This window comes from Angustibacter sp. McL0619, assembly GCF_049994355.1.
In the GTDB taxonomy this organism is placed as follows: domain Bacteria; phylum Actinomycetota; class Actinomycetes; order Actinomycetales; family Angustibacteraceae; genus Angustibacter.
In genome coordinates, this window is sequence record NZ_CP188257.1 from 3,737,135 (window position 1) to 3,754,286 (window position 17,152).

Consider the following 17,152-nt stretch of genomic DNA (forward strand, 5'->3'; position numbering starts at 1 on the left):
TGGTCGGTGCAGGCTGTGGTTACCGGATCGTCAGCGGAGTGCCGGTACGGACTGCGGTGACGACGGCGGCGATCGCGCGGTCCGAGTTCTGCGACCCGGACCTCTCGTCGAGTAGACCGACGTGGCTGGTGTCAGCGGTCCAGTGGATGCTGTTCGTGGACAGGGTGGCCATCCGGGCCTGCGCAGCCGCCCACCCCTTAGTTCCCTCGTTGTTCTCCCGGGCTGTGACGACGGCGAGGGGCTTCGAGTCGAACGTGGTGAGGGCCTGTGCCTGGGCGAAGACGTTGCGGAGCTCGGACTGCTCGTCGCGCATGTTGCGGGCGCCACGTGGGCTGGTGATGAAAGCCTGGATCTGAGCGGCCGCCTCGGGTGAGAGCGCAGGGGACGCGGACGCAGGGATGAGCCGGGTGGCCGCGACCCGGGCGAGCGCGGGCATCACTGGCAGGACGTGGCGCATCATCGCGTACGTGCCGGCGAAGTCGGGCTGGTCGGTGTACTGGTGGGGGCTGGACGAGTCCAGCAGCACCAAGCCGGCGACCTGGGCCGGGTACCGGGCGGCGTACGTCATGGCGAGGGTGCCACCGGAGGAATGTCCGGCCAGGACGTACGGGCCGTGCTCGCCGGCGCGCTCCAGCAGGGTGTGCAGGTCGGCGGCGACGGCGTTTCCGTCCTGCGGGCGGGAGATGTCGTCGCTCCACCCCTGACCGACACGGTCGTACGCGCACACCCTGGTGGTGTGGGAGACCTCCGCGGCGACTGCGCTCCACAGTGGCGAGATCTCGTTCAGGCCGTTCTCCAGGACGACGGTGGGGCTGCCGGTGCCGATGCAGTTGAGGTGCAGGCGGTGACCGCCGACGTCGTACCGGGCGCCGGGCATCGAGTCGCCGGTGTCGTCGAGGGCGAGCGTGACAGTGGCGAATGTCCCGCCTAGCGCAGCAGCGGTCACGAGGACGACGACAGGGTAGACGAGCCACCGGCCGCCGCGGTTGGTGGTGCGCCGGGCGGTGCGCGCCACCCAGATGGCGAGGCCCAGCGCGGCCGGTGGCCACACCCAGCTGGCTGCGGTGAGTACGTCGTTGCCAGGCCGGGTGATGAGCAGGGCGACGCCGGAGCCTGCCATCGCAATGGCAGGCACGCGTGCCCACCGCTGCGGCTGGCTGGTCCAGCGGGTGGTGAGCAACGCGAGGATGGCCCACCCGGAGCCGAACCCCACCAGGGCGGCGCCGGTGATGACGGGTTCGCTGGCGCCGGCGAAGACGACCAGGACGAGAACCAGCGCGGCAGCGGCGCCGGTCAGTAGCGACCCGGCCACGACGAGCGCGACCGGCATCTGGCGCCGACCCGTACGACTTGTCCTGCTCCGACGGGCGCCTCCGGTGTCGGCCGGTGTGGGACTCAGAGGCTGGCTCGTGGTGGTCATGACGGTCTCGCTTCCAGGTGGTGTTCTCGTCGGATGGCGGTACTACTGAGCGTGGCCGCCACCGGGTGTGATCGCGCCGGCGAAACGGCCGGGTCACCCTCGCGCAGGTTTCGCGGTTCGGTTTGGCGCCGCATATGGCGGTGCCTGAGGATTACGCCGGGGCTGTGGTGCTTCGCGGGTTGCGTGTCAGATCGGAGGCACTGGGTACTGGATCTCGCTGCGGACCGTCCGCGCGCGCTCCACATCGGCGAGCCGAGCCACGAGGTGCAGTGCCATGTCGATGCCGGAGCTGACCCCGGCACTGGTGATGAGGTCACCGTCGTCAACGAAGCGCGAGCTCACGTCGGTGACGACCGTGGGGTCCAGCTCGGACAGCAGGTTGAGTGAGTCCCAGTGCGTGGTCGCCCTGCGGCCGACCAGCAGCCCGGCGGCCGCGTAGACCAGGCTTCCTGTGCTGACCGACGTCATCAGGGGAACTGCGGCGCGCTGCCGGCGGACCCACTCGAGATGGTTGTGGTCGTGCAGCATCGGTCGGATGCCCGGGCCGCCGGGATGAACCAAGACGTCCATGACCGGCACATCGTCGATCGAGTGTTGCGCCCCGAGCATCAGCGACCTGGCGCCGCGGACTGGCCGGCCATCGGTCGACAGACAGAAGATGTCCCAGCCGTCCTCCGGGTGCTGCTGGGTCCAGGCAGACAGCACCTCCCAGGGGCCGACGGCGTCCAGTTCTTCGACACCGTTGAAGAGGATGAGCCCGATCTGGCGCCGGCGCCTGTCGTCGGGAGACGAGTCGTCGGCCTCAAGGCAGTGTCTGTCATTCATGTCTTGAAGCCTCACTTCACGCGGCCCTGGTCGCCCCGGTCAAACAGCCGGTATGCCCGGCGGCCACCGCAGCGCGGTGTACGTTTCGTCGCGTGTTGGTCGGTCGCAAGTCTGAACAGCGGCTCCTTGGATTGCTCGTCGAGTCGGCACGAGACGGGACTGCGGGCACGCTGGTTATCCGGGGCGAGCCTGGTGTCGGCAAGTCGGCCCTGCTCGACGAGCTCGTGTCAGGTGGCGGCGACGTCACCGTGCTGCGTACGCAGGGCCTGGAGGTCGAAGCGCCGCTGCCGTTCGCGGCGCTGCACCGCCTGTTGCATCCGGTCTCCCGGCTGCGCGATGGACTGCCCGAGCCGCAGGCGCGGGCCCTACGCGTGGCATTCGGCGAGGAGGACGGCGCCTCGGTCGAGCCGTTCCTGGTTGGGGTAGCGACGCTTGCAGTCCTCACCACCGCGGCGGAGGAGAGCCCGGTGCTATGCGTCGTGGACGACGCGCACTGGCTGGACGCAGCCTCGGCCGGGGCCCTGCTCTTCTGCGCCCACAGGCTCGGTGCCGACCGTGTAGCGCTGGTCTTCGCTGCCCGGGACGACGCTCCGGGGGCCTTCAACCCGCAAGGGCTCCCTGCGCTGCTCGTGACCGGTCTGGACCCTGACGCGTCCAACACCTTGCTGCAGGCACGCCTCGGCGCCGCCGCCAGAACTGAAGTCTTGAAGCGGATCGTCGCCGAGACCGGCGGGAATCCTCTGGCGCTGCTGGAGCTCCCCGCCGAACTGACCCTGGACCAGCTCAGTGGGGTGGCCCCCCTGCCATCGCAGCTCCACCTGACCTCCCGCGTCGAGCAAGTCTTCCTCGAGCGGAGCCGACGCTTGCCGCCGACGGTCCAGACGATGCTGCTGCTCGCGGCGGCCGATGACAGCGGCGACCCCGTCCTGGTGCGGCGTGCCGCAGCCACTCTGGGCCTCGTCGACGCCGACGTACAGGCAGCAGTTGACTCGAACCTCATCATCGAGAGCGCAACGGCGCTGTCGGTCCGGCATCCGTTGGTCCGCTCGGCGGTCTACCAAGCCGCGACCGGAGCCCAGAGACGACAGGCGCACCGGGCGCTCGCGGACGCACTGTCGGGGCACGGCGATCCCGACCGGGAAGCCTGGCACCGTGCCGCCGCTGCCGAAGGGCCTGATCCGGAAGTGGTCGTGGCCCTGGACCTGGCCGGCGCCCGGGCCCAGCGACGAGGCGGCCACGCCGCGGCGCTCGCGGCGTACGAACGCGCCGCGGCCCTGTGTGACGAGCCAGCGAAGCGCAGCGAGCTCACCTTCGCCGCCGCTCGAAGCGCCTGGGCCTGCGGTCAGGCCGGCAGGGCGCAGGGACTGCTCTCGAAGACGCGCGAGGCGACGCACGACCCCCTCCTGCTTGCTGACGTCGCACGCCTGCGCGGTCATATCGAGGTCAACCTGGGTTCGGCGTCCGAGGCGCACCGGATCTTCGTGGAGGCCGCCCAGTTGGTGTACCCGACCGATCCGGCCAGGGCCCTCGACATCGGTGTTGCTGCTGCCGTCATGCGGAGCTTCGGCGCCGACAGCGGTACACCGCTCCCTGTGACCGACGCGCTCGTCGTGCCCGTCGTGGGCGAGGCGCCGCGGACGCTGTGCCTGCGTCACATGCTTGTCGCGATGACACAGGTGGCCGAGGGTGACTGGCACGCCGCTACATCTGCCCTGGACCGCGCGTTGGAGCTCGGCGAGCAGGTCGACGACAGGGACGTGCTGTGGAACCTCGCCAACGCGGCCCTGCAGCTGGGCGCCGACGAGGCGCAGCAGCACTTCTACGGCTACGCGCTCGCTCGAGCGCGGGAGGCCGGCGCGGTGACGGCAGTGATGTATTGCCTGCAGAGGCTCTGCTTCGGTCAATACTTGGCGGGCGACCTCGTCGGGGTGCGCAGCAGTGCCGAGGAGGTCATCTCGCTTGGCCAGAGCATTGGTCAGCGGGCGATGACGGCCCCGCCCAGCGCCTGGTTGGCGGTGCTCGCGGCCCTGCAGGACCGCGCCGACTACGACGATCAGCTTGCACGTGTAGACGAGCTGGTCGGGGCCTACCCCCTCGGGATTCTGACCGATCCCGTCCACGACCTGAAGCGCTGGGCCAAGGGACTTCGTGCGGCCGGATCCGGCGACAGTGTCGGCGCGCTGCACCATCTCGCACGGTTCCGTCTGCCCGTCCTCGCGCGAATGTCCGCCGCCGAGCGCATCGAGGCGGCTGTGCGCGCCGGGGACCTCGCGGCTGCTCGTGGCTGGACCGACGAGATGGCACCCTTCGCGGATGCCACTGGCAGGCCATGGGCGGTCGCCACTGTGGCCTTCGGCCGTGCGCTTACAGCCGAGCAGTCGGAGGCCGACGAGCTCTTCCGAGAGTCACTGATGCACCATGCCAAAGCCAGTCGGCCGCTGGACGCGGCGCGGACCCAACTGGCCTACGGGGAGTGGCTGCGCCGCAGCCAGCGACGGGTTGATGCCCGGCAGCACCTGCGCGAGGCGTTCGAAACCTTCCAAGACGTGCGCGCTCAGTCCTTGGCTGCGAGGGCCAACCAGGAGCTACGGGCGTCGGGGGAGACAGCACGCAAGCGTGACCCCTCGACACTGGTCGAGCTGACCCCGACGGAGCTCCAGATCGCGCGGCTGGTGAGTTCGGGCTTGTCCAACAAGGACGTCGCGGCTCAGTGCTGGATCTCGCCCAGGACGGTCGCCTTCCATCTGCGCAACGTCTTCACCAAGGCGGGGATCACCTCGCGCGGCGAACTCGCCCATCTTGACCTGGCCTGATTGGACCACCTGACCGGCGGAGAAGTAGGAGGACTGCGCTCCGCCTGTGTCTGTCTGGTGGACCTCGACAATCATGGCGGTCAGCGCAACGTCGGTCACCGCGACGGACACCCCGTCGCCGGCAAGTCACGGACCAGCCGGGGGTCTTCGCGGAGCCGCGGCGGACAGGTCGACGTGTCACGAAGGACCGTAGGGGAACTACGTTGACGCGGACCGACCTGGCGATTGTGCCGGTGCGATGGCTCCCGGGCCGGGTGGACTCTTGAGGTGCCAAGTTCTGCGCTAAAGGAGTCTCCAATGATCAAGCTCCAGACCCGGGGCGACCTGTCCGGCTGCGCCGCACCATGACAAGCCAGGCAACGCCTCCACCTCGCGCCCGTACCCGGCGAGTCCGGCTACCGTCGGTTCTGCGCGAGGAGCCGCAGTACCGCCTTCTGTTCACCGGCCAGGCGCTCTCAATCCTTGGCGACCGGGTGATGATGGTCGTGCTGCCGTTTGCCGTGCTCGCCGTTGGCGGTCACGTGGGCGACGTGGCGATCGTGTCGGTGGCCCAGTTCCTACCCTTTGCTGTGCTCGCGCTGCCTGCGGGTGTCTGGGCTGACCGGCTCAACAGGAAGACGATCGTCGTAGCCTCGGACGTCACCCGGTTCGTCTGCCAGCTGACCGCTGGTCTGCTGCTGGTGACCGGGACGGCGCACGTTCTCCACCTCGCGGTCCTGGCCGCCGTGTACGGCGCCGCCGATGCATTCTTCGCCCCCGCCTTCACCGGCCTCCTGCCCGGCACGGTGTCCCCCATCAACCTGCAACCAGCCAACGCGCTGCGCGGTCTCAGCTACTCCACGAGCTCCATCGTCGGCCCCGTACTGGCCGGGTTCCTGGTTGCGTTCGCGGGCGGACCGGCCGGGGCGTTCCTCTTCGACGCCGCGACCTTCGCGATCTCGGTGGCCTGCCTCATCCCGCTGCGGCCCCGGGTAGTTGCTGACGGATTGCACGACGAGGACCCCAATGCCTCGACAACCCACTTCCTCACCAGCCTCAAGGAAGGCTGGGCGGAGGTGCGCAGCCGCCCGTGGGTCACTGCCTTCCTCGGCGGCATGGCGTCCTACCACGCCATAGTGCTGCCGGCGATCTTCGTGCTCGGGCCGGTGCTCGCTGCCGAAGAGATGAACGGCGCCCGATCCTGGGCCATCATCACCGCCGGCTTCGGTGTCGGCTGCGTGCTCGGCGACCTACTCCTGCTGCGCTGGCGGCCGCAGTTTGCGCTCCGGGTCGCCAGCCTCATGCTGATCGGCGCGTCCTGCCAGGCCGCCTTCATCGGCAGCGGGCTCGGCGAGTGGGCGATCGCCGGGCTCGAGGTGCTCGCGGGCATCTGCGTGACCGGCACCTTCACCCTGTGGCAGACGTCCCTGCAGGAGCACGTTCCCGACCGTGCGCTCTCCCGAGTCTCCAGTTACGACTACCTCACCAGCACCGGCCTGATCCCGTTGGGCAACCTCACGGTCGGCTTCGTGACCGCTGCGATCGGGCTACATCACGCCTTGCTTGCCATGACGGTTCTCGGGGTGACGGCCGCGGTGGCGATCGCTGCCGTTCCCGCCGTACGTCGCTTGCCCCGCGCGGCCGCGAGCGCAGCGGCTGACCACAGCTAACAAGCACCTCCAGGCACCACAGCCAATCCTGGCCCCACTGTTGGCCGCGCGTTCTCGGGTTCGGTCTGCGCCGGCCCAAGAACCGTGTACCCGGCCTTGACGTCGCCGGCACCATCGTTGCTGTAGGGCCCGCCGTGACCCGCTTCTCGGTTGGTGACCTGGTGTACGGGGTGGCTCGCGGCTCCTACGCCGAGTCCGCTGTCGCCCACGAGGACAAGCTGGCGGTCAAGCCGACCAACCTGAGCTTCGAGCGGGCAGCCGTCGTGCCCACCTCTGGGCTCATCGCCCAGCGAGGTCTCCTTGACGTCGGCCAGTTGCAGCGAGGCCAGAGCGTCCTTATCACCGGCGCGTCTGGCGGCGTCGGAAGCTACGCGGTCCAGCTCGCCAAGGCTTTCGGCGCCGAAGTTAGCGCGGTGGCCAGCACCGGCAAGGTTGATCTGGTCAGGTCCCTGGGCGCCGACCATGTCATCGACTACACCCGTGAGGACTTCGCCGACGGCACCCGCCGCTACGACCTCATCCTCGACATCGGCGGCAACCCGACGCTGGCCCGCCTGCGGCGCGCGCTCACTCCACACGGAACCGCGGTCCTCCTGGGTGGGGAGCAGGGCCGCGGCCGGGTCACCGGCGGCTTCGGCAGGACGGTGCGGGCGCCGCTGCTCTCGCCCTTCGTCCGCCAACGGCTCGCGATGGTCACGGCCAAGGAGAACGGCCGCGACCTGGAACGGCTCACCGCCCTCATCGAGGCTGGGCGGGTGACGCCACACATCGACCGCAGCTACCCACTCGACGAGCTCCAAGAGGCAATGGGACGCCTCATCGCCGGCGAGGTCGGCGGCAAGATCGCCATCACCATCTGAACAACACCCGCGAAGGCACGCACCCGACCCTCGCTGTTGTGCTTCGCCCACCCGCCTGTTGCACCGCGGTGTATCGGTATCGCTACATGGGTTGTCCACCGGCCCGTGAGCGACGACGCTCCCAGACATGAGCGAATACGAGGTGGTGATAATCGGCGGCGGTGCCGCTGGGCTGTCCGCAGCCCTGGTCCTCTCGCGAGCCAGGCGCGCGGTGGCGGTCGTCGACGCCGGGCAACCGCGCAACGCACCGGCCGCACATATGCACGGCTTCCTCGGCTGGGACGGCGCGTCACCGGCGGCGCTCCTCAAACAGGGACGTGACGAGGTCACCAGCTACGGAGGCCAACTGATCTCCGGCATCGTCACCGACCTGGTCGCCGACAGCATTGACGGCACGACACGGTTCGAGGTGACGTTGGCCGGTGGGAAGTCGCTGCAGGCCGGGCGGGTGCTGATCACGACCGGACTGCGCGACGAGCTGCCCGACATCACGGGCGTCGCCGAGCGCTGGGGCCGCGATGTGCTCCACTGCCCTTACTGCCATGGCTACGAGGTCCGCGACCAGCCCCTGGGGGTGCTCGGCGGCACGCCCGAAGCGGTCGCGCACGCCCTTTTGGTGCGCCAATGGTCGCCAGACGTTGTGTTCTTCACCAACACCAGCGAGCTCACTGTCCAGGACCACGAACGACTGACCGCGCGTGGCATCGGCATCGTCGAAAGCCCCGTCGCTCGACTCACCGTTGCCAACGACCGGTTGAGCGGTGTCCAGCTCGAATCGGGGAAGGTCGTAGCCCGGTCCGCAGTGTTCGTCCGCCCCCAGTTCGTTGCCAATGGTGACCTTCTGGTTCGTGTTGGGTGCGCCACCCACGACAACGGGTGGGTTGTTGCCGACAGCGTCGGTGCCACCACCGTGCCCGGGGTATGGGTCGCCGGAAACGCGGTGAACCCCCGCGCCCAGGTCGTCACCGCGGCCGGGGAAGGCTCGGCAGCGGCCATCGCGATCAACGCCGACCTCGTCGAGGAAGACACCGCCACCGAACTGACGGGATTCCGTCAAGGACTCCCTCTCTGAGTCGCAGCGCTCCGTACACCAGCGGGTTCCTCAGCGCAGAGCCCGGGGTTAGGTGGCCCCGAGGTGCTGCCCTCGGCCGCGCCGCAGCCGGCAAGCCCTAACTCACTCGACCCCGGGTGGCGCGAAGAACTCGAGCGCGATGCCGTCGGGATCCCGGAACGAGACCCCGGAGCCGTAGGACGCATCCTTGATGCCCTCGTGCGAGACGCCAAGCGTGGCCAGATGATCGGCCCACTTCTGCAGCTCGCCGCGACCGCTGCAGGCGAAGGAGACGTGGTCGAGACCGGTCTGGCGCTCGTCGAAGGTCCCGGCGGCCGGTTCGGCATGGGTGTGCAGCCCGAACAGCTGTCCACCCGAGAGGGCATAGACGGTGTGATGGAAGTCGCCACTCTCCTCGTCCTCATCGAGGACAGGCTCCGACCCGAACAGTGCGGTGTACCAGGCCGTGCTGCGTTGCAGATCGGTGACCGTTACGGCGACGTGAGCGAGTGGGGGGAAATTTGGCACGGCCTGCCTCCTGGTGTTGATGCGAACGGCTCAGGCGCAACGTATCCGGCTTCATCCGACACCGAAAGAGGAGCGGTCATTCGCCGATACTGAGTGCATGGGCGACAAGACGATCAAGAACTGGGAGAAGGACTTGCCCGGGCTCACCGACGAGGGAGTTCGCGAGCGGTTGACGACGGCCCGTAAGTTCGAGCGCTGGTCCATGGCCAAGGGCATGGGTCGCCACCCGAAGGCTGGTCGCATGTGGCGTGAGAAGATCCAGCAGGCCGAGGCTGAGTTGGACCGTCGCGGGCTGTCCTCCTAGGCCGCTGAGGGACCGCCGACCGACTCGGCACTGCACGTCCGCTCATCGGGGTGGTCTCAATAGGTCGGCGCAACACTTCCTTGATCGACGTGTGTCGAGGAGGTCGTTGTGGGACATGGCGATTACGAGAGGTTGACGCCGGAGGCGATCGACCAGCTGTGGTTGCGGATGCGGGCCGGGATGGCGGCGAAGCCGTCGGCGCGTGAGCTGGGGTTGTGCACCGGGACGGTGCGGGCGTATCTGATCCGCTGCGGCGGGATCAGACCCGACCCGCGACGGCGGGCCGCGGGCCGGCTGAGCCTGGTCGAGCGGGAGGAGATCTCCCGCGGGTTGGCGGCCGGTGAGTCGTTGCGGGTGATCGCGGCCGGGTTGGGTCGGGCACCGTCGACGGTCTGTCGGGAGGTCAACGCCAATGGTGGCCGGCGTCGTTACCGGGCGGCGCGCGCCGATGTGTCGGCGTGGTCGCGGGCGACCCGGCCCAAGGCGTGCAAGCTGGCGAGCCGTCCGGTGCTGCGGGCGGTGGTGGAGGCGAAGCTGACGCAACGCTGGTCGCCGCAGCAGATTGCCGGTTGGCTGAAGCTGACCTTCCCCGACCGTCCGGAGATGCAGGTGTCGCACGAGAGCATCTACCGCACCCTGTTCGTGCAGTCCCGTGGGGCGCTGCGCAAGGAGCTGACCCGCTACCTGCGCACCGGGCGGGTGGTCCGGCGCCCGAAAGGGGTGCGCCTGCCCGACGGGCGCGGTGGACGCCCGAACACCCTGCACATCTCCGAGCGGCCGGCCGAGGCAGAGGACCGGGCGGTGCCCGGGCACTGGGAGGGTGACCTGGTGTTCGGCAAGAACATGAGCCCGGTGGCCACCCTGGTCGAACGCAAGACCCGGTTCCTGATGCTGGTCGGGCTGCCCCGCGGGGACCACCGGGCCGACGCCGTCGCCGACGCGTTGGCCGCGGCGATCACCACCCTTCCCGCCCAGCTGGCCAAGTCGCTGACCTGGGACCTGGGCCACGAGATGGCCCAACACCAACGGCTGACGATCCAGACCGGGGTGCAGGTCTACTTCTGTGACCCCAAGTCACCGTGGCAGCGGGGCAGCAACGAGAACGCCAACGGCCTGCTGCGCCAGTACCTGCCCCGCCGACTCGACTTCCGAGCCCTCACCCAGGCCGACCTGGACCTCATCGCCGCCGAGCTCAACGGACGCCCTCGACAGACCCTTGGCTTCAAGACACCATCACAAGCACTGGCAGAGGCGTTGCGTTGACCGCCTGAACCCGCAGGCATGACCGCGCTTGCTTCGCGCCGGTCCCGTCGGGCCCAGCCACCCTCAGCTCGCCAGCTGCGCGCGTCGAGTTCGCGGGTTCAGACGACCGCAGCCGGCTCGGCTTGCAACGAGGATGAGGCGCGGTGCGAGACCAGCGCAATCCCGAGGACCACCGTCCAGAGCAGGTAGATGAAGAACGTGAAGAAGAAGGGCGCGAGGATGCCGCACACACCAGCCACGGCCGAGAAGACCCGGAGCCAACGGGGAAGCGAGGCAGCCCGGGAGAGCAGGATCGCCACTATGCCCATGAAGAGCGCCGGTGCGCACCAGCTGACCAGGTTGCCGATCTCGGTGAGCGTGTAGACGGACGGGTGCGTGACTGCCGACTTGACGGTGGACCCGCCCTCGGCCATTGCGACGTCGACCCCGCCCGTGATGAACCAGCCGATGACCCCGGTGGTGGCCGCGGCGACACCGAGTCCCCACGCGAGCTCGCCGAGGTGCCCCAGCTCAGCACGCATCCCGAGCACGAACGGCAGCAGTGCCACCGAACCCAGACAGCCGACGTATGCGGCTGCAAAGGCAATCGCGTAGTGACCGCTGGAGACGAAGTCGCCGACTACCTTGGCCTCGTACTCGCCTCCCGGCGCCGCGATCAAGCTGTTCGCGGCGAATGTTGCCAACGCGTAGACCAGAAGCGCGGCCCCCGCTGTACGTCGAGTGATCATCGGTGTCCTCCCGGTGTCGTCGGAGCGACGCTCTGCCTCGCCCGTCGTGTGGTGTGGTTGACGCTAGGTCGGCGCCGAACGCCGGCGCGTCAGCCGGCAACATGAGATCTGCTTGCCAGCCGGTGAACCGGAGGTCATCCCGAGGTCGGATCCCGGAATCCCCCGCGGGGATGACCTCAGCCGCCTCACCGCGGCGGTAACTTCGGCAGGTGACCCGTCGCCTCGCCGTGTTCGACCTGTTGGTCGCCGGTGCATGCCTGGTCTTGGGACAGCTCGAGGTGTGGACCGGTGCGGGCGCAACGCACCGGCAGGGGCCTCACTGGGCGGAGGCTCTCGGTTACGCCCTTGGTGCCCTGCTGCTCTTGGGACGTCGGCTCTACCCGCTGGAGGTCTTCGCTGGGATGGTGGCCGTCTACACCCTCGAGTTCGCGGCCTTCGGGTCTCCGGAGGGCTTCGGCGTGGCGGTTCCGCCGATGGTCGCGGCTTACAGCGTGGCTCGCTGGGAGCGCCGCAGACCGGCCTGGTGGGGTCTCCTGCTCATCGTCGTTCTCGGCGTCGCGTGGATCCTGTTCGACCCGGTGTCCGACACGACGGCGACCCGTGCCCGGCAGGTGGTGTGGTGGTCCCCCTGGGTGATCGCCTGGCTCCTCGGGGCGCTGTTACGCGTGCGAGCCCAGAACGCCGAGCAGCGACGCCTCCGGCGTCAGGACAGAGCGGTCCGGGCTGTGACGGAGGAGCGCAACCGGATCGCGCGCGAGCTGCACGACGTCATCGGACACAGCGTCAGCATCATGACTGTGTAGACGTCCGCCGTGCGCCGCCGGCTCCACGAGGACCAGGTGGTCGAACGTGAGGCCCTGGAGACAGTGGAGTCCACCGGCCGTCAGGCCCTGGCCGAGATGCGCCGGATGGTTGGCGTGCTACGCGAGGACGGTGCGGTGGATGGCCGGGAACCCGCGCCAGGCCTGAGCCAGCTTTCACAACTGGTCGCGCAGTTCCGCAGTGCTGGACTGCCTGTCGACGTGACGATCACCGGCCCAACCCAGCCACTGGCACCGGGCCTGGACTTGACCGCCTACCGCCTCGTGCAAGAAGGGCTGACCAACTCACTGAGACACGCGGCCTCCCCCAGCCGGGCCGAGGTGAGGATCGGGTACACCTCGGAGCACCTCACCCTCATGATCCGCGACGACGGGAACCACGTCGCCGCGGCTGCTGAGGGGGGCCAGGGTCTGCTCGGTCTGCGGGAGCGTGTCTCGGTCTACGGCGGCGACCTCGTCGCCCGGCCACGGCCCGAAGGCGGCTTCGAGCTGCTCGCCACGCTTCCCCTGGTCTCCGCATGAGCCCCAGCGCGAGCGATCCCACGAAGGTGCTGATCGCCGACGACCAAGCGCTCGTCCGGCGCGGTTTCCGGATGATCCTCGAGATCGAGCCCGACGTGGACGTGGTCGGCGAGGCATCCGACGGTCAGGGTGCCGTGACCGGCGCCCGCGACCTTGCCGCGGACATCGTGCTGATGGACGTCAGGATGCCGGGCGTCGACGGGATTGAGGCAACCAGACAGATCACGGCTGACAACCGGTGCCGGGCCAAGGTCATCATGCTCACTACCTTCGACATGGATGACTACGTTTACGACGCTTTGCAGGCCGGGGCGAGTGGGTTCTTGCTCAAGGACATCCAGCCGGAGATGCTCGTGGCGGGCGTTCACGCCGTGCACGCGGGCGAGTCACTGCTGGCCCCCACCGTCACTCGGAGAATGATCGAGACGTTCCTCGATCGCCGCCCCCCGCGAGGCCGAGTGGACGACGCGCGGCTCCGATCGCTCACCGAACGCGAACGCCAGACCCTCGAGCTCATCGCCCGCGGGCTGAGCAACACCGAGATTGCCGAGGCTTTCGTGGTGTCAGAGGCGACTGTGAAGACGCACGTCGGCCGAGTTCTTACCAAGCTCGGGGTCCGCGACCGGGTGCACGCGGTGATCTACGCCTATGAGCACGGGCTCAACTCAGCCTGATCCGGCCCGCTGCGTCGAGTTCGACCGAAGTGCCTCGGCTGCATCCGATGTCGTAGCGGATCACGGGCGGTCGAGCTGTCGGCTGGCGCGGGCCGCGGCGGCACGTACTCGAGCAGAGGTATCGCTTCGGAGTTCGTCGACCCGTCCAGACGCTGCATGCACGCTGTGCCGGGCGACCACCTTCAGCGCCATCTCCCGCACTCGCCATGCGTCATCTTGGAGCGCGTTGATCACGGCTGCGGTGGCCGAGACATCCCAGGCGTACAGGAGTCCTCGTGCTGCCCAAACCCGCAGCCAATAGGGCGGTCCGGAAGGCTCGCCGTTGCGGATCCAGTCCGCCGGAGGTCCGCCGAGTGCCAGCACCAAGTCGTCGTCGACGGCCTTGCCGTTCAGCAGGTCGACGCAACCGGCCACCACTGGGCCGACACCGCGCCGGGTGCATTCGTCCTCGACGCTCTGCCGTGGCGTCTTGCCCCAACGGGAAGACGTGCTCATCACGTCAATCTACGGTGAGGGACAGAGATTGGAGCGACCTCTGCCCCGGGCCGAGTAGCCGCAGTAGCCTTGGCTTGCGGCGTTGGCCGCTCAGGCCCATGGAGGTCCGGATGGCTGCTCCGTCACCAGCGGGCCCGCCGCGGTTGCGGATGATGCGTCCCCTCGAACTGGACGAACATCCCACACACCATGTGCGTGACCACTTGCTCGCGCTCGGGGCGACGGTGCTCTTCTGTCTGATCGCCGTGATCCTCAGACGCTGACCCGACGCATCCCACCTTCACGGTTACGTCGGCGGACCGCTCGGCGCTGGCCCTCCGAGGCAACCTCGACGGTGCCGTCGTTGACTTTAGAGACGACGTGCAGGGCGAGCACCCCGATGACGTTGCCCGATCCAGTTTCCTCGTCTTTCGTCGCCTAGCCGCCTACCATCGGAACTGCCTGGCTGTGATCTGCCGCCTTGGCCCGGTTGAAATCGGCCAGTCGTTCCATCCGCCTCGGTGTGTCAACCACGACACCTCGGGAATGTTGAGAGCAGCGGCGCTATGCCTGAACCTCCGATTCAACCCAACCGCGTTACTGACCCCATGGTGCGTTCGGTTCTCGGGTATCGGGGACGACGATTTCGCCAGTCCGCACTGGTCAGGCTCACCGTTGCGGTGGTGGTGCTGGCTGGCCTGCTCGCGGGGTGCAGCAGCAAGACCCCAACGAGCTCGCCCACAGGCTCCACCTCATCGGCCGCCTCGCCGAGCAGCGTTGGGATCACGCCGGCGACCCGATCGCCGTCATCGACCCCACCCGCGAAAACCACTGACACCACTGGACTCTCGGGCAGGTGGAAAGGGAAGTACAGCGGTGTCGATCAGGGCACGTTCGTCCTCAACTGGACGCAATCCAGCTCGCATCTGAGCGGCACGATCATCCTCTCGGGATCAGCGGACGCCATACCCTTGACCGGCACGGTCCACGGCAAAACGATCACGTTCGGCACGGTGGGTACGGCGGCGATCACGTACTCCGGTCGCGTGTCCGGTGACTCGATGGCCGGCACCTACCGACTCAACGGCTCGCTCGGCGGACCATGGAGCGCGACCAGGGCCAAGTGATCGACTTGCCCATCGACCACTTCCAGGTTGCCGGCAGGTCTCGAGATCCGACACACCGCCGCACGAAGTGGCCCCGACTGGGGCTAACACGGTGCTTCGTGCGCGACCCGAACGCGGCGATCATCAAGGTCACCCTGCACCTGAACATCAGTCGACTAAGCCACCCCGTCGCGCCCGACCCACACAATCGACCCCAGCGCGTGCGCACACATCGGCACGACAGCGCACGATCAGCGGCTCCAGATCCGGGCGAGCGTAGCCGCCCTCAACGCGACAGAAGAGTACGTGTTCTCGGCTGGGATCGCCCGCACACTCGTGAACCACCCCGAACGTGCTTGATCGATAGCCTGCCGCCATGGTCGCCCCGACTCCGATCGCAGTCGCTGCACTTGTGCGCGACGGCCTCGTGCTCATGGTGCATCGCCAGCCATTTCGTCAGTGGTATCCAGACTGCTGGGACCTCGTCGGCGGACATATCGACTCGGGTGAGTCGCCTCACCAAGCCGTCCGTCGGGAATGCCTCGAAGAACTCGGCATCTACGTCCACGACCCCCTACCCATCCCGATGACGGTCAGTGACCCCACCCTCGACATGCACGCCTTCCTTGTCACACGCTGGGAAGGGAACCCTGTCAACGCCGCGCCCGAGGAGCACGACGATCTTCGTTGGTTCCGGCCCTCCGATCTCGCAGACTTGAAGCTTGCCCACCCGGCCAGCCTGTCGAGCATCGTGGGCGCCGTCCAGGGCAGAACCGAATAGCCCTACGAGCCGCCCGCTCATCGCCAGATGAGTGAACTCACGGCAAGGGGACATCAGCCCAACTCTGCCGCGGCGGATCACGCGTTGTCATGCCCTGTCCCGATCGACCAAAAAAGGCGACCTCGAAGGTTCGCAAACGCGCCTTCTCGACTACTTGAGCAGCTGGCGCGCCATCACGAGTCGCTGGATCTGGTTGGTGCCCTCGTAGATCTGGGTGATCTTGGCATCACGCATCATCCGCTCGAGCGGGAAGTCCTTGACGTAGCCGGCCCCGCCGAGCAGCTGGACGGCGTCCGTGGTGACCTCCATCGCGACGTCCGAGGCGTAGCACTTGGCGGCCGCGCCGAAGAACGGGAGGTCCGCGTCGCCGCGCTCGCTCTTGGCCGCCGCGACGTACACCAGCTGCCGGGCCGCCTCGAGCTTCATCGCCATGTCGGCCAGCATGAACTGCAAGCCCTGGAACTCGGCTACGGCCTTGCCGAACTGCTTGCGTTCCTTGACGTACGCCAGCGCCGCGTCGAGGGCGCCTTGGGCGATGCCGACGGCCTGCGCGCCGATGGTGACTCGGGTGTGGTCGAGCGTGCTCAGCGCGATCTTCAGGCCCTCACCTCGGGCCCCCACCATGCGGTCGGCTGGGATCCGGCAGTTGTCGAAGTGCAGCTCGCGGGTGGGGCTGCCCTTGATGCCGAGCTTGCGCTCCGGCTCGCCGAAGGTGAAGCCCTCGTCGGACTTCTCCACCACGAACGCGCTCACCCCGCGGCCGCGCGCCGCGTCGGGGTCGGTCACGGCCAGCACGGTGTAGTACTCGCTGATGCCGGCGTTGGTGATCCACGACTTGTGCCCGTTCAGCACGAAGTGGTCGCCGTCCTCGCTCGCCTTGCAGCGCATGCTCGCGGTGTCGCTGCCCGCTTCGCGCTCGGACAGCCCGTAGCTGAACATCGCCTCGCCGCTGGCCACCGGCGGCAGGTACCTGGCCTTGACCTCCTCGCTCGCGGCGAGCAGCAGCGGCATGGTGCCCAGCTTGTTCACCGCCGGGATCAGCGAGGACGACGCGCAGCCGCGCGCCACCTCCTCGATCACCAGGCAGGTGGCGAGCGCGTCGGCGCCGACCCCGTCGTACACCTGCGGGATATGCGGGGCGTGGAAGTCGGCAGCGCGCAACGCATCGTAGGACATCTGCGGGAAGACGCTCTTGTCGTCCACCTCAGCGGCGTGCGGCGCGACCTTCGCGTCGACGACGGCACGCACCGCCGCACGCAGGCCCTCGTGGTCGTCGCTGAGCCGGAACAGGTCGAAGTCGGTCACGGGCGACTATCCTACCGGCCGGTCACTT

At 68.4% G+C, this 17,152-nt stretch carries 17 protein-coding genes and 1 pseudogene; 12 read left to right on the top strand and 6 right to left on the bottom strand.

From position 1 onward, the window contains the following. Positions 1–19 precede the first annotated feature (19 nt). Positions 20–1,330 (bottom strand): alpha/beta fold hydrolase, encoded by a 1,311-nt coding sequence (locus tag ACPPVT_RS17300; RefSeq protein WP_426562413.1) that lies wholly within the window; start codon positions 1,328–1,330, stop codon positions 20–22. 276 nt (positions 1,331–1,606) lie between these two features. Next, on the bottom strand, positions 1,607–2,245 hold the full coding sequence (locus tag ACPPVT_RS17305; RefSeq protein WP_426562415.1) for a DJ-1/PfpI family protein: 639 nt from the start codon (positions 2,243–2,245) through the stop codon (positions 1,607–1,609). Between the two features lie 92 nt (positions 2,246–2,337). On the opposite strand from ACPPVT_RS17305, the gene ACPPVT_RS17310 reads away from it, so the two are divergent. The 4 genes from ACPPVT_RS17310 to ACPPVT_RS17325 all read left to right on the top strand — a co-directional run bounded on the left by ACPPVT_RS17310 (position 2,338) and on the right by ACPPVT_RS17325 (position 8,639). Next, positions 2,338–5,058 carry a helix-turn-helix transcriptional regulator gene (locus ACPPVT_RS17310; protein WP_426562417.1) on the top strand — a complete coding sequence of 907 codons (2,721 nt, stop codon included), beginning with the start codon at positions 2,338–2,340 and terminating at the stop codon, positions 5,056–5,058. 344 nt (positions 5,059–5,402) lie between these two features. Beyond that, positions 5,403–6,707, top strand: coding sequence for an MFS transporter (locus tag ACPPVT_RS17315; RefSeq protein ID WP_426562419.1), 1,305 nt, complete (start codon positions 5,403–5,405; stop codon positions 6,705–6,707). Between the two features lie 134 nt (positions 6,708–6,841). Then, complete coding sequence (locus ACPPVT_RS17320) at positions 6,842–7,567, top strand: NAD(P)-dependent alcohol dehydrogenase (protein ID WP_426562421.1); 726 nt, start codon at positions 6,842–6,844, stop codon at positions 7,565–7,567. Between the two features lie 127 nt (positions 7,568–7,694). Then, on the top strand, positions 7,695–8,639 hold the full coding sequence (locus tag ACPPVT_RS17325; protein WP_426562423.1) for an NAD(P)/FAD-dependent oxidoreductase: 945 nt from the start codon (positions 7,695–7,697) through the stop codon (positions 8,637–8,639). A gap of 102 nt (positions 8,640–8,741) precedes the next feature. On the opposite strand, the gene ACPPVT_RS17330 is transcribed toward ACPPVT_RS17325, so the two are convergent. After that, on the bottom strand, positions 8,742–9,146 hold the full coding sequence (locus ACPPVT_RS17330) for a VOC family protein (RefSeq protein WP_426561941.1): 405 nt from the start codon (positions 9,144–9,146) through the stop codon (positions 8,742–8,744). 97 nt (positions 9,147–9,243) lie between these two features. On the opposite strand from ACPPVT_RS17330, the gene ACPPVT_RS17335 reads away from it, so the two are divergent. Both ACPPVT_RS17335 and ACPPVT_RS17340 read left to right on the top strand, forming a co-directional pair. Continuing rightward, the gene (locus ACPPVT_RS17335) at positions 9,244–9,450 is read left to right on the top strand and encodes a hypothetical protein (protein ID WP_426562425.1); all 207 of its coding nucleotides are present in this window, start codon (positions 9,244–9,246) and stop codon (positions 9,448–9,450) included. A 168-nt stretch (positions 9,451–9,618) separates the two neighbouring features. After that, a complete protein-coding gene (locus ACPPVT_RS17340; RefSeq protein ID WP_426567180.1) occupies positions 9,619–10,713 on the top strand; it encodes an IS30 family transposase in 1,095 nt (364 codons plus the stop codon). 98 nt (positions 10,714–10,811) lie between these two features. On the opposite strand, the gene ACPPVT_RS17345 is transcribed toward ACPPVT_RS17340, so the two are convergent. Then, a complete protein-coding gene (locus tag ACPPVT_RS17345) occupies positions 10,812–11,441 on the bottom strand; it encodes a hypothetical protein (protein ID WP_426562427.1) in 630 nt (209 codons plus the stop codon). Positions 11,442–11,842: 401 nt separating this feature from the next. Between ACPPVT_RS17345 and ACPPVT_RS17350 the strand changes: the two are divergent. The 3 genes and pseudogenes from ACPPVT_RS17350 to ACPPVT_RS17360 all read left to right on the top strand — a co-directional run. Continuing rightward, positions 11,843–12,313: pseudogene (locus ACPPVT_RS17350) on the top strand (histidine kinase); the annotation flags it as partial. 36 nt (positions 12,314–12,349) lie between these two features. After that, the gene (locus ACPPVT_RS17355) at positions 12,350–12,784 is read left to right on the top strand and encodes a sensor histidine kinase (RefSeq protein ID WP_426567192.1); all 435 of its coding nucleotides are present in this window, start codon (positions 12,350–12,352) and stop codon (positions 12,782–12,784) included. Continuing rightward, the gene (locus tag ACPPVT_RS17360; RefSeq protein WP_426562429.1) at positions 12,781–13,458 is read left to right on the top strand and encodes a response regulator; all 678 of its coding nucleotides are present in this window, start codon (positions 12,781–12,783) and stop codon (positions 13,456–13,458) included. The genes ACPPVT_RS17355 and ACPPVT_RS17360 overlap by 4 nt, the downstream gene beginning before the upstream one ends. A gap of 60 nt (positions 13,459–13,518) precedes the next feature. Here ACPPVT_RS17360 and ACPPVT_RS17365 read toward each other — a convergent pair whose 3' ends face one another. Then, positions 13,519–13,953 carry a hypothetical protein gene (locus ACPPVT_RS17365; RefSeq protein WP_426562431.1) on the bottom strand — a complete coding sequence of 145 codons (435 nt, stop codon included), beginning with the start codon at positions 13,951–13,953 and terminating at the stop codon, positions 13,519–13,521. A gap of 688 nt (positions 13,954–14,641) precedes the next feature. Here ACPPVT_RS17365 and ACPPVT_RS17370 point away from each other — a divergent pair. The 3 genes from ACPPVT_RS17370 to ACPPVT_RS17380 all read left to right on the top strand — a co-directional run bounded on the left by ACPPVT_RS17370 (position 14,642) and on the right by ACPPVT_RS17380 (position 15,819). Then, positions 14,642–14,767 carry a hypothetical protein gene (locus tag ACPPVT_RS17370; RefSeq protein ID WP_426562433.1) on the top strand — a complete coding sequence of 42 codons (126 nt, stop codon included), beginning with the start codon at positions 14,642–14,644 and terminating at the stop codon, positions 14,765–14,767. A 136-nt stretch (positions 14,768–14,903) separates the two neighbouring features. Continuing rightward, positions 14,904–15,059, top strand: coding sequence for a hypothetical protein (locus tag ACPPVT_RS17375; protein ID WP_426562434.1), 156 nt, complete (start codon positions 14,904–14,906; stop codon positions 15,057–15,059). Positions 15,060–15,414: 355 nt separating this feature from the next. Then, on the top strand, positions 15,415–15,819 hold the full coding sequence (locus ACPPVT_RS17380; RefSeq protein WP_426562436.1) for an NUDIX domain-containing protein: 405 nt from the start codon (positions 15,415–15,417) through the stop codon (positions 15,817–15,819). Between the two features lie 150 nt (positions 15,820–15,969). On the opposite strand, the gene ACPPVT_RS17385 is transcribed toward ACPPVT_RS17380, so the two are convergent. After that, positions 15,970–17,124 (bottom strand): acyl-CoA dehydrogenase family protein, encoded by a 1,155-nt coding sequence (locus ACPPVT_RS17385; RefSeq protein ID WP_426562438.1) that lies wholly within the window; start codon positions 17,122–17,124, stop codon positions 15,970–15,972. Positions 17,125–17,152: the final 28 nt, after the last annotated feature.

What these genes read in the sequence shown, in the direction of transcription:
- ACPPVT_RS17300 (WP_426562413.1), bottom strand. Translation starts at nt 1,330, where the DNA reads ATGCCGGTCGCGCTCGTCGTGGCCGGGTCGCTACTGACCGGCGCCGCT.
- ACPPVT_RS17305 (WP_426562415.1), bottom strand. Translation starts at nt 2,245, where the DNA reads ATGAATGACAGACACTGCCTTGAGGCCGACGACTCGTCTCCCGACGAC.
- ACPPVT_RS17315 (WP_426562419.1), top strand. Translation starts at nt 5,403, where the DNA reads ATGACAAGCCAGGCAACGCCTCCACCTCGCGCCCGTACCCGGCGAGTC.
- ACPPVT_RS17325 (WP_426562423.1), top strand. Translation starts at nt 7,695, where the DNA reads ATGAGCGAATACGAGGTGGTGATAATCGGCGGCGGTGCCGCTGGGCTG.
- ACPPVT_RS17335 (WP_426562425.1), top strand. Translation starts at nt 9,244, where the DNA reads ATGGGCGACAAGACGATCAAGAACTGGGAGAAGGACTTGCCCGGGCTC.
- ACPPVT_RS17340 (WP_426567180.1), top strand. Translation starts at nt 9,619, where the DNA reads ATGCGGGCCGGGATGGCGGCGAAGCCGTCGGCGCGTGAGCTGGGGTTG.
- ACPPVT_RS17345 (WP_426562427.1), bottom strand. Translation starts at nt 11,441, where the DNA reads ATGATCACTCGACGTACAGCGGGGGCCGCGCTTCTGGTCTACGCGTTG.
- ACPPVT_RS17355 (WP_426567192.1), top strand. Translation starts at nt 12,350, where the DNA reads ATGGTTGGCGTGCTACGCGAGGACGGTGCGGTGGATGGCCGGGAACCC.
- ACPPVT_RS17360 (WP_426562429.1), top strand. Translation starts at nt 12,781, where the DNA reads ATGAGCCCCAGCGCGAGCGATCCCACGAAGGTGCTGATCGCCGACGAC.
- ACPPVT_RS17365 (WP_426562431.1), bottom strand. Translation starts at nt 13,953, where the DNA reads ATGAGCACGTCTTCCCGTTGGGGCAAGACGCCACGGCAGAGCGTCGAG.
- ACPPVT_RS17380 (WP_426562436.1), top strand. Translation starts at nt 15,415, where the DNA reads ATGGTCGCCCCGACTCCGATCGCAGTCGCTGCACTTGTGCGCGACGGC.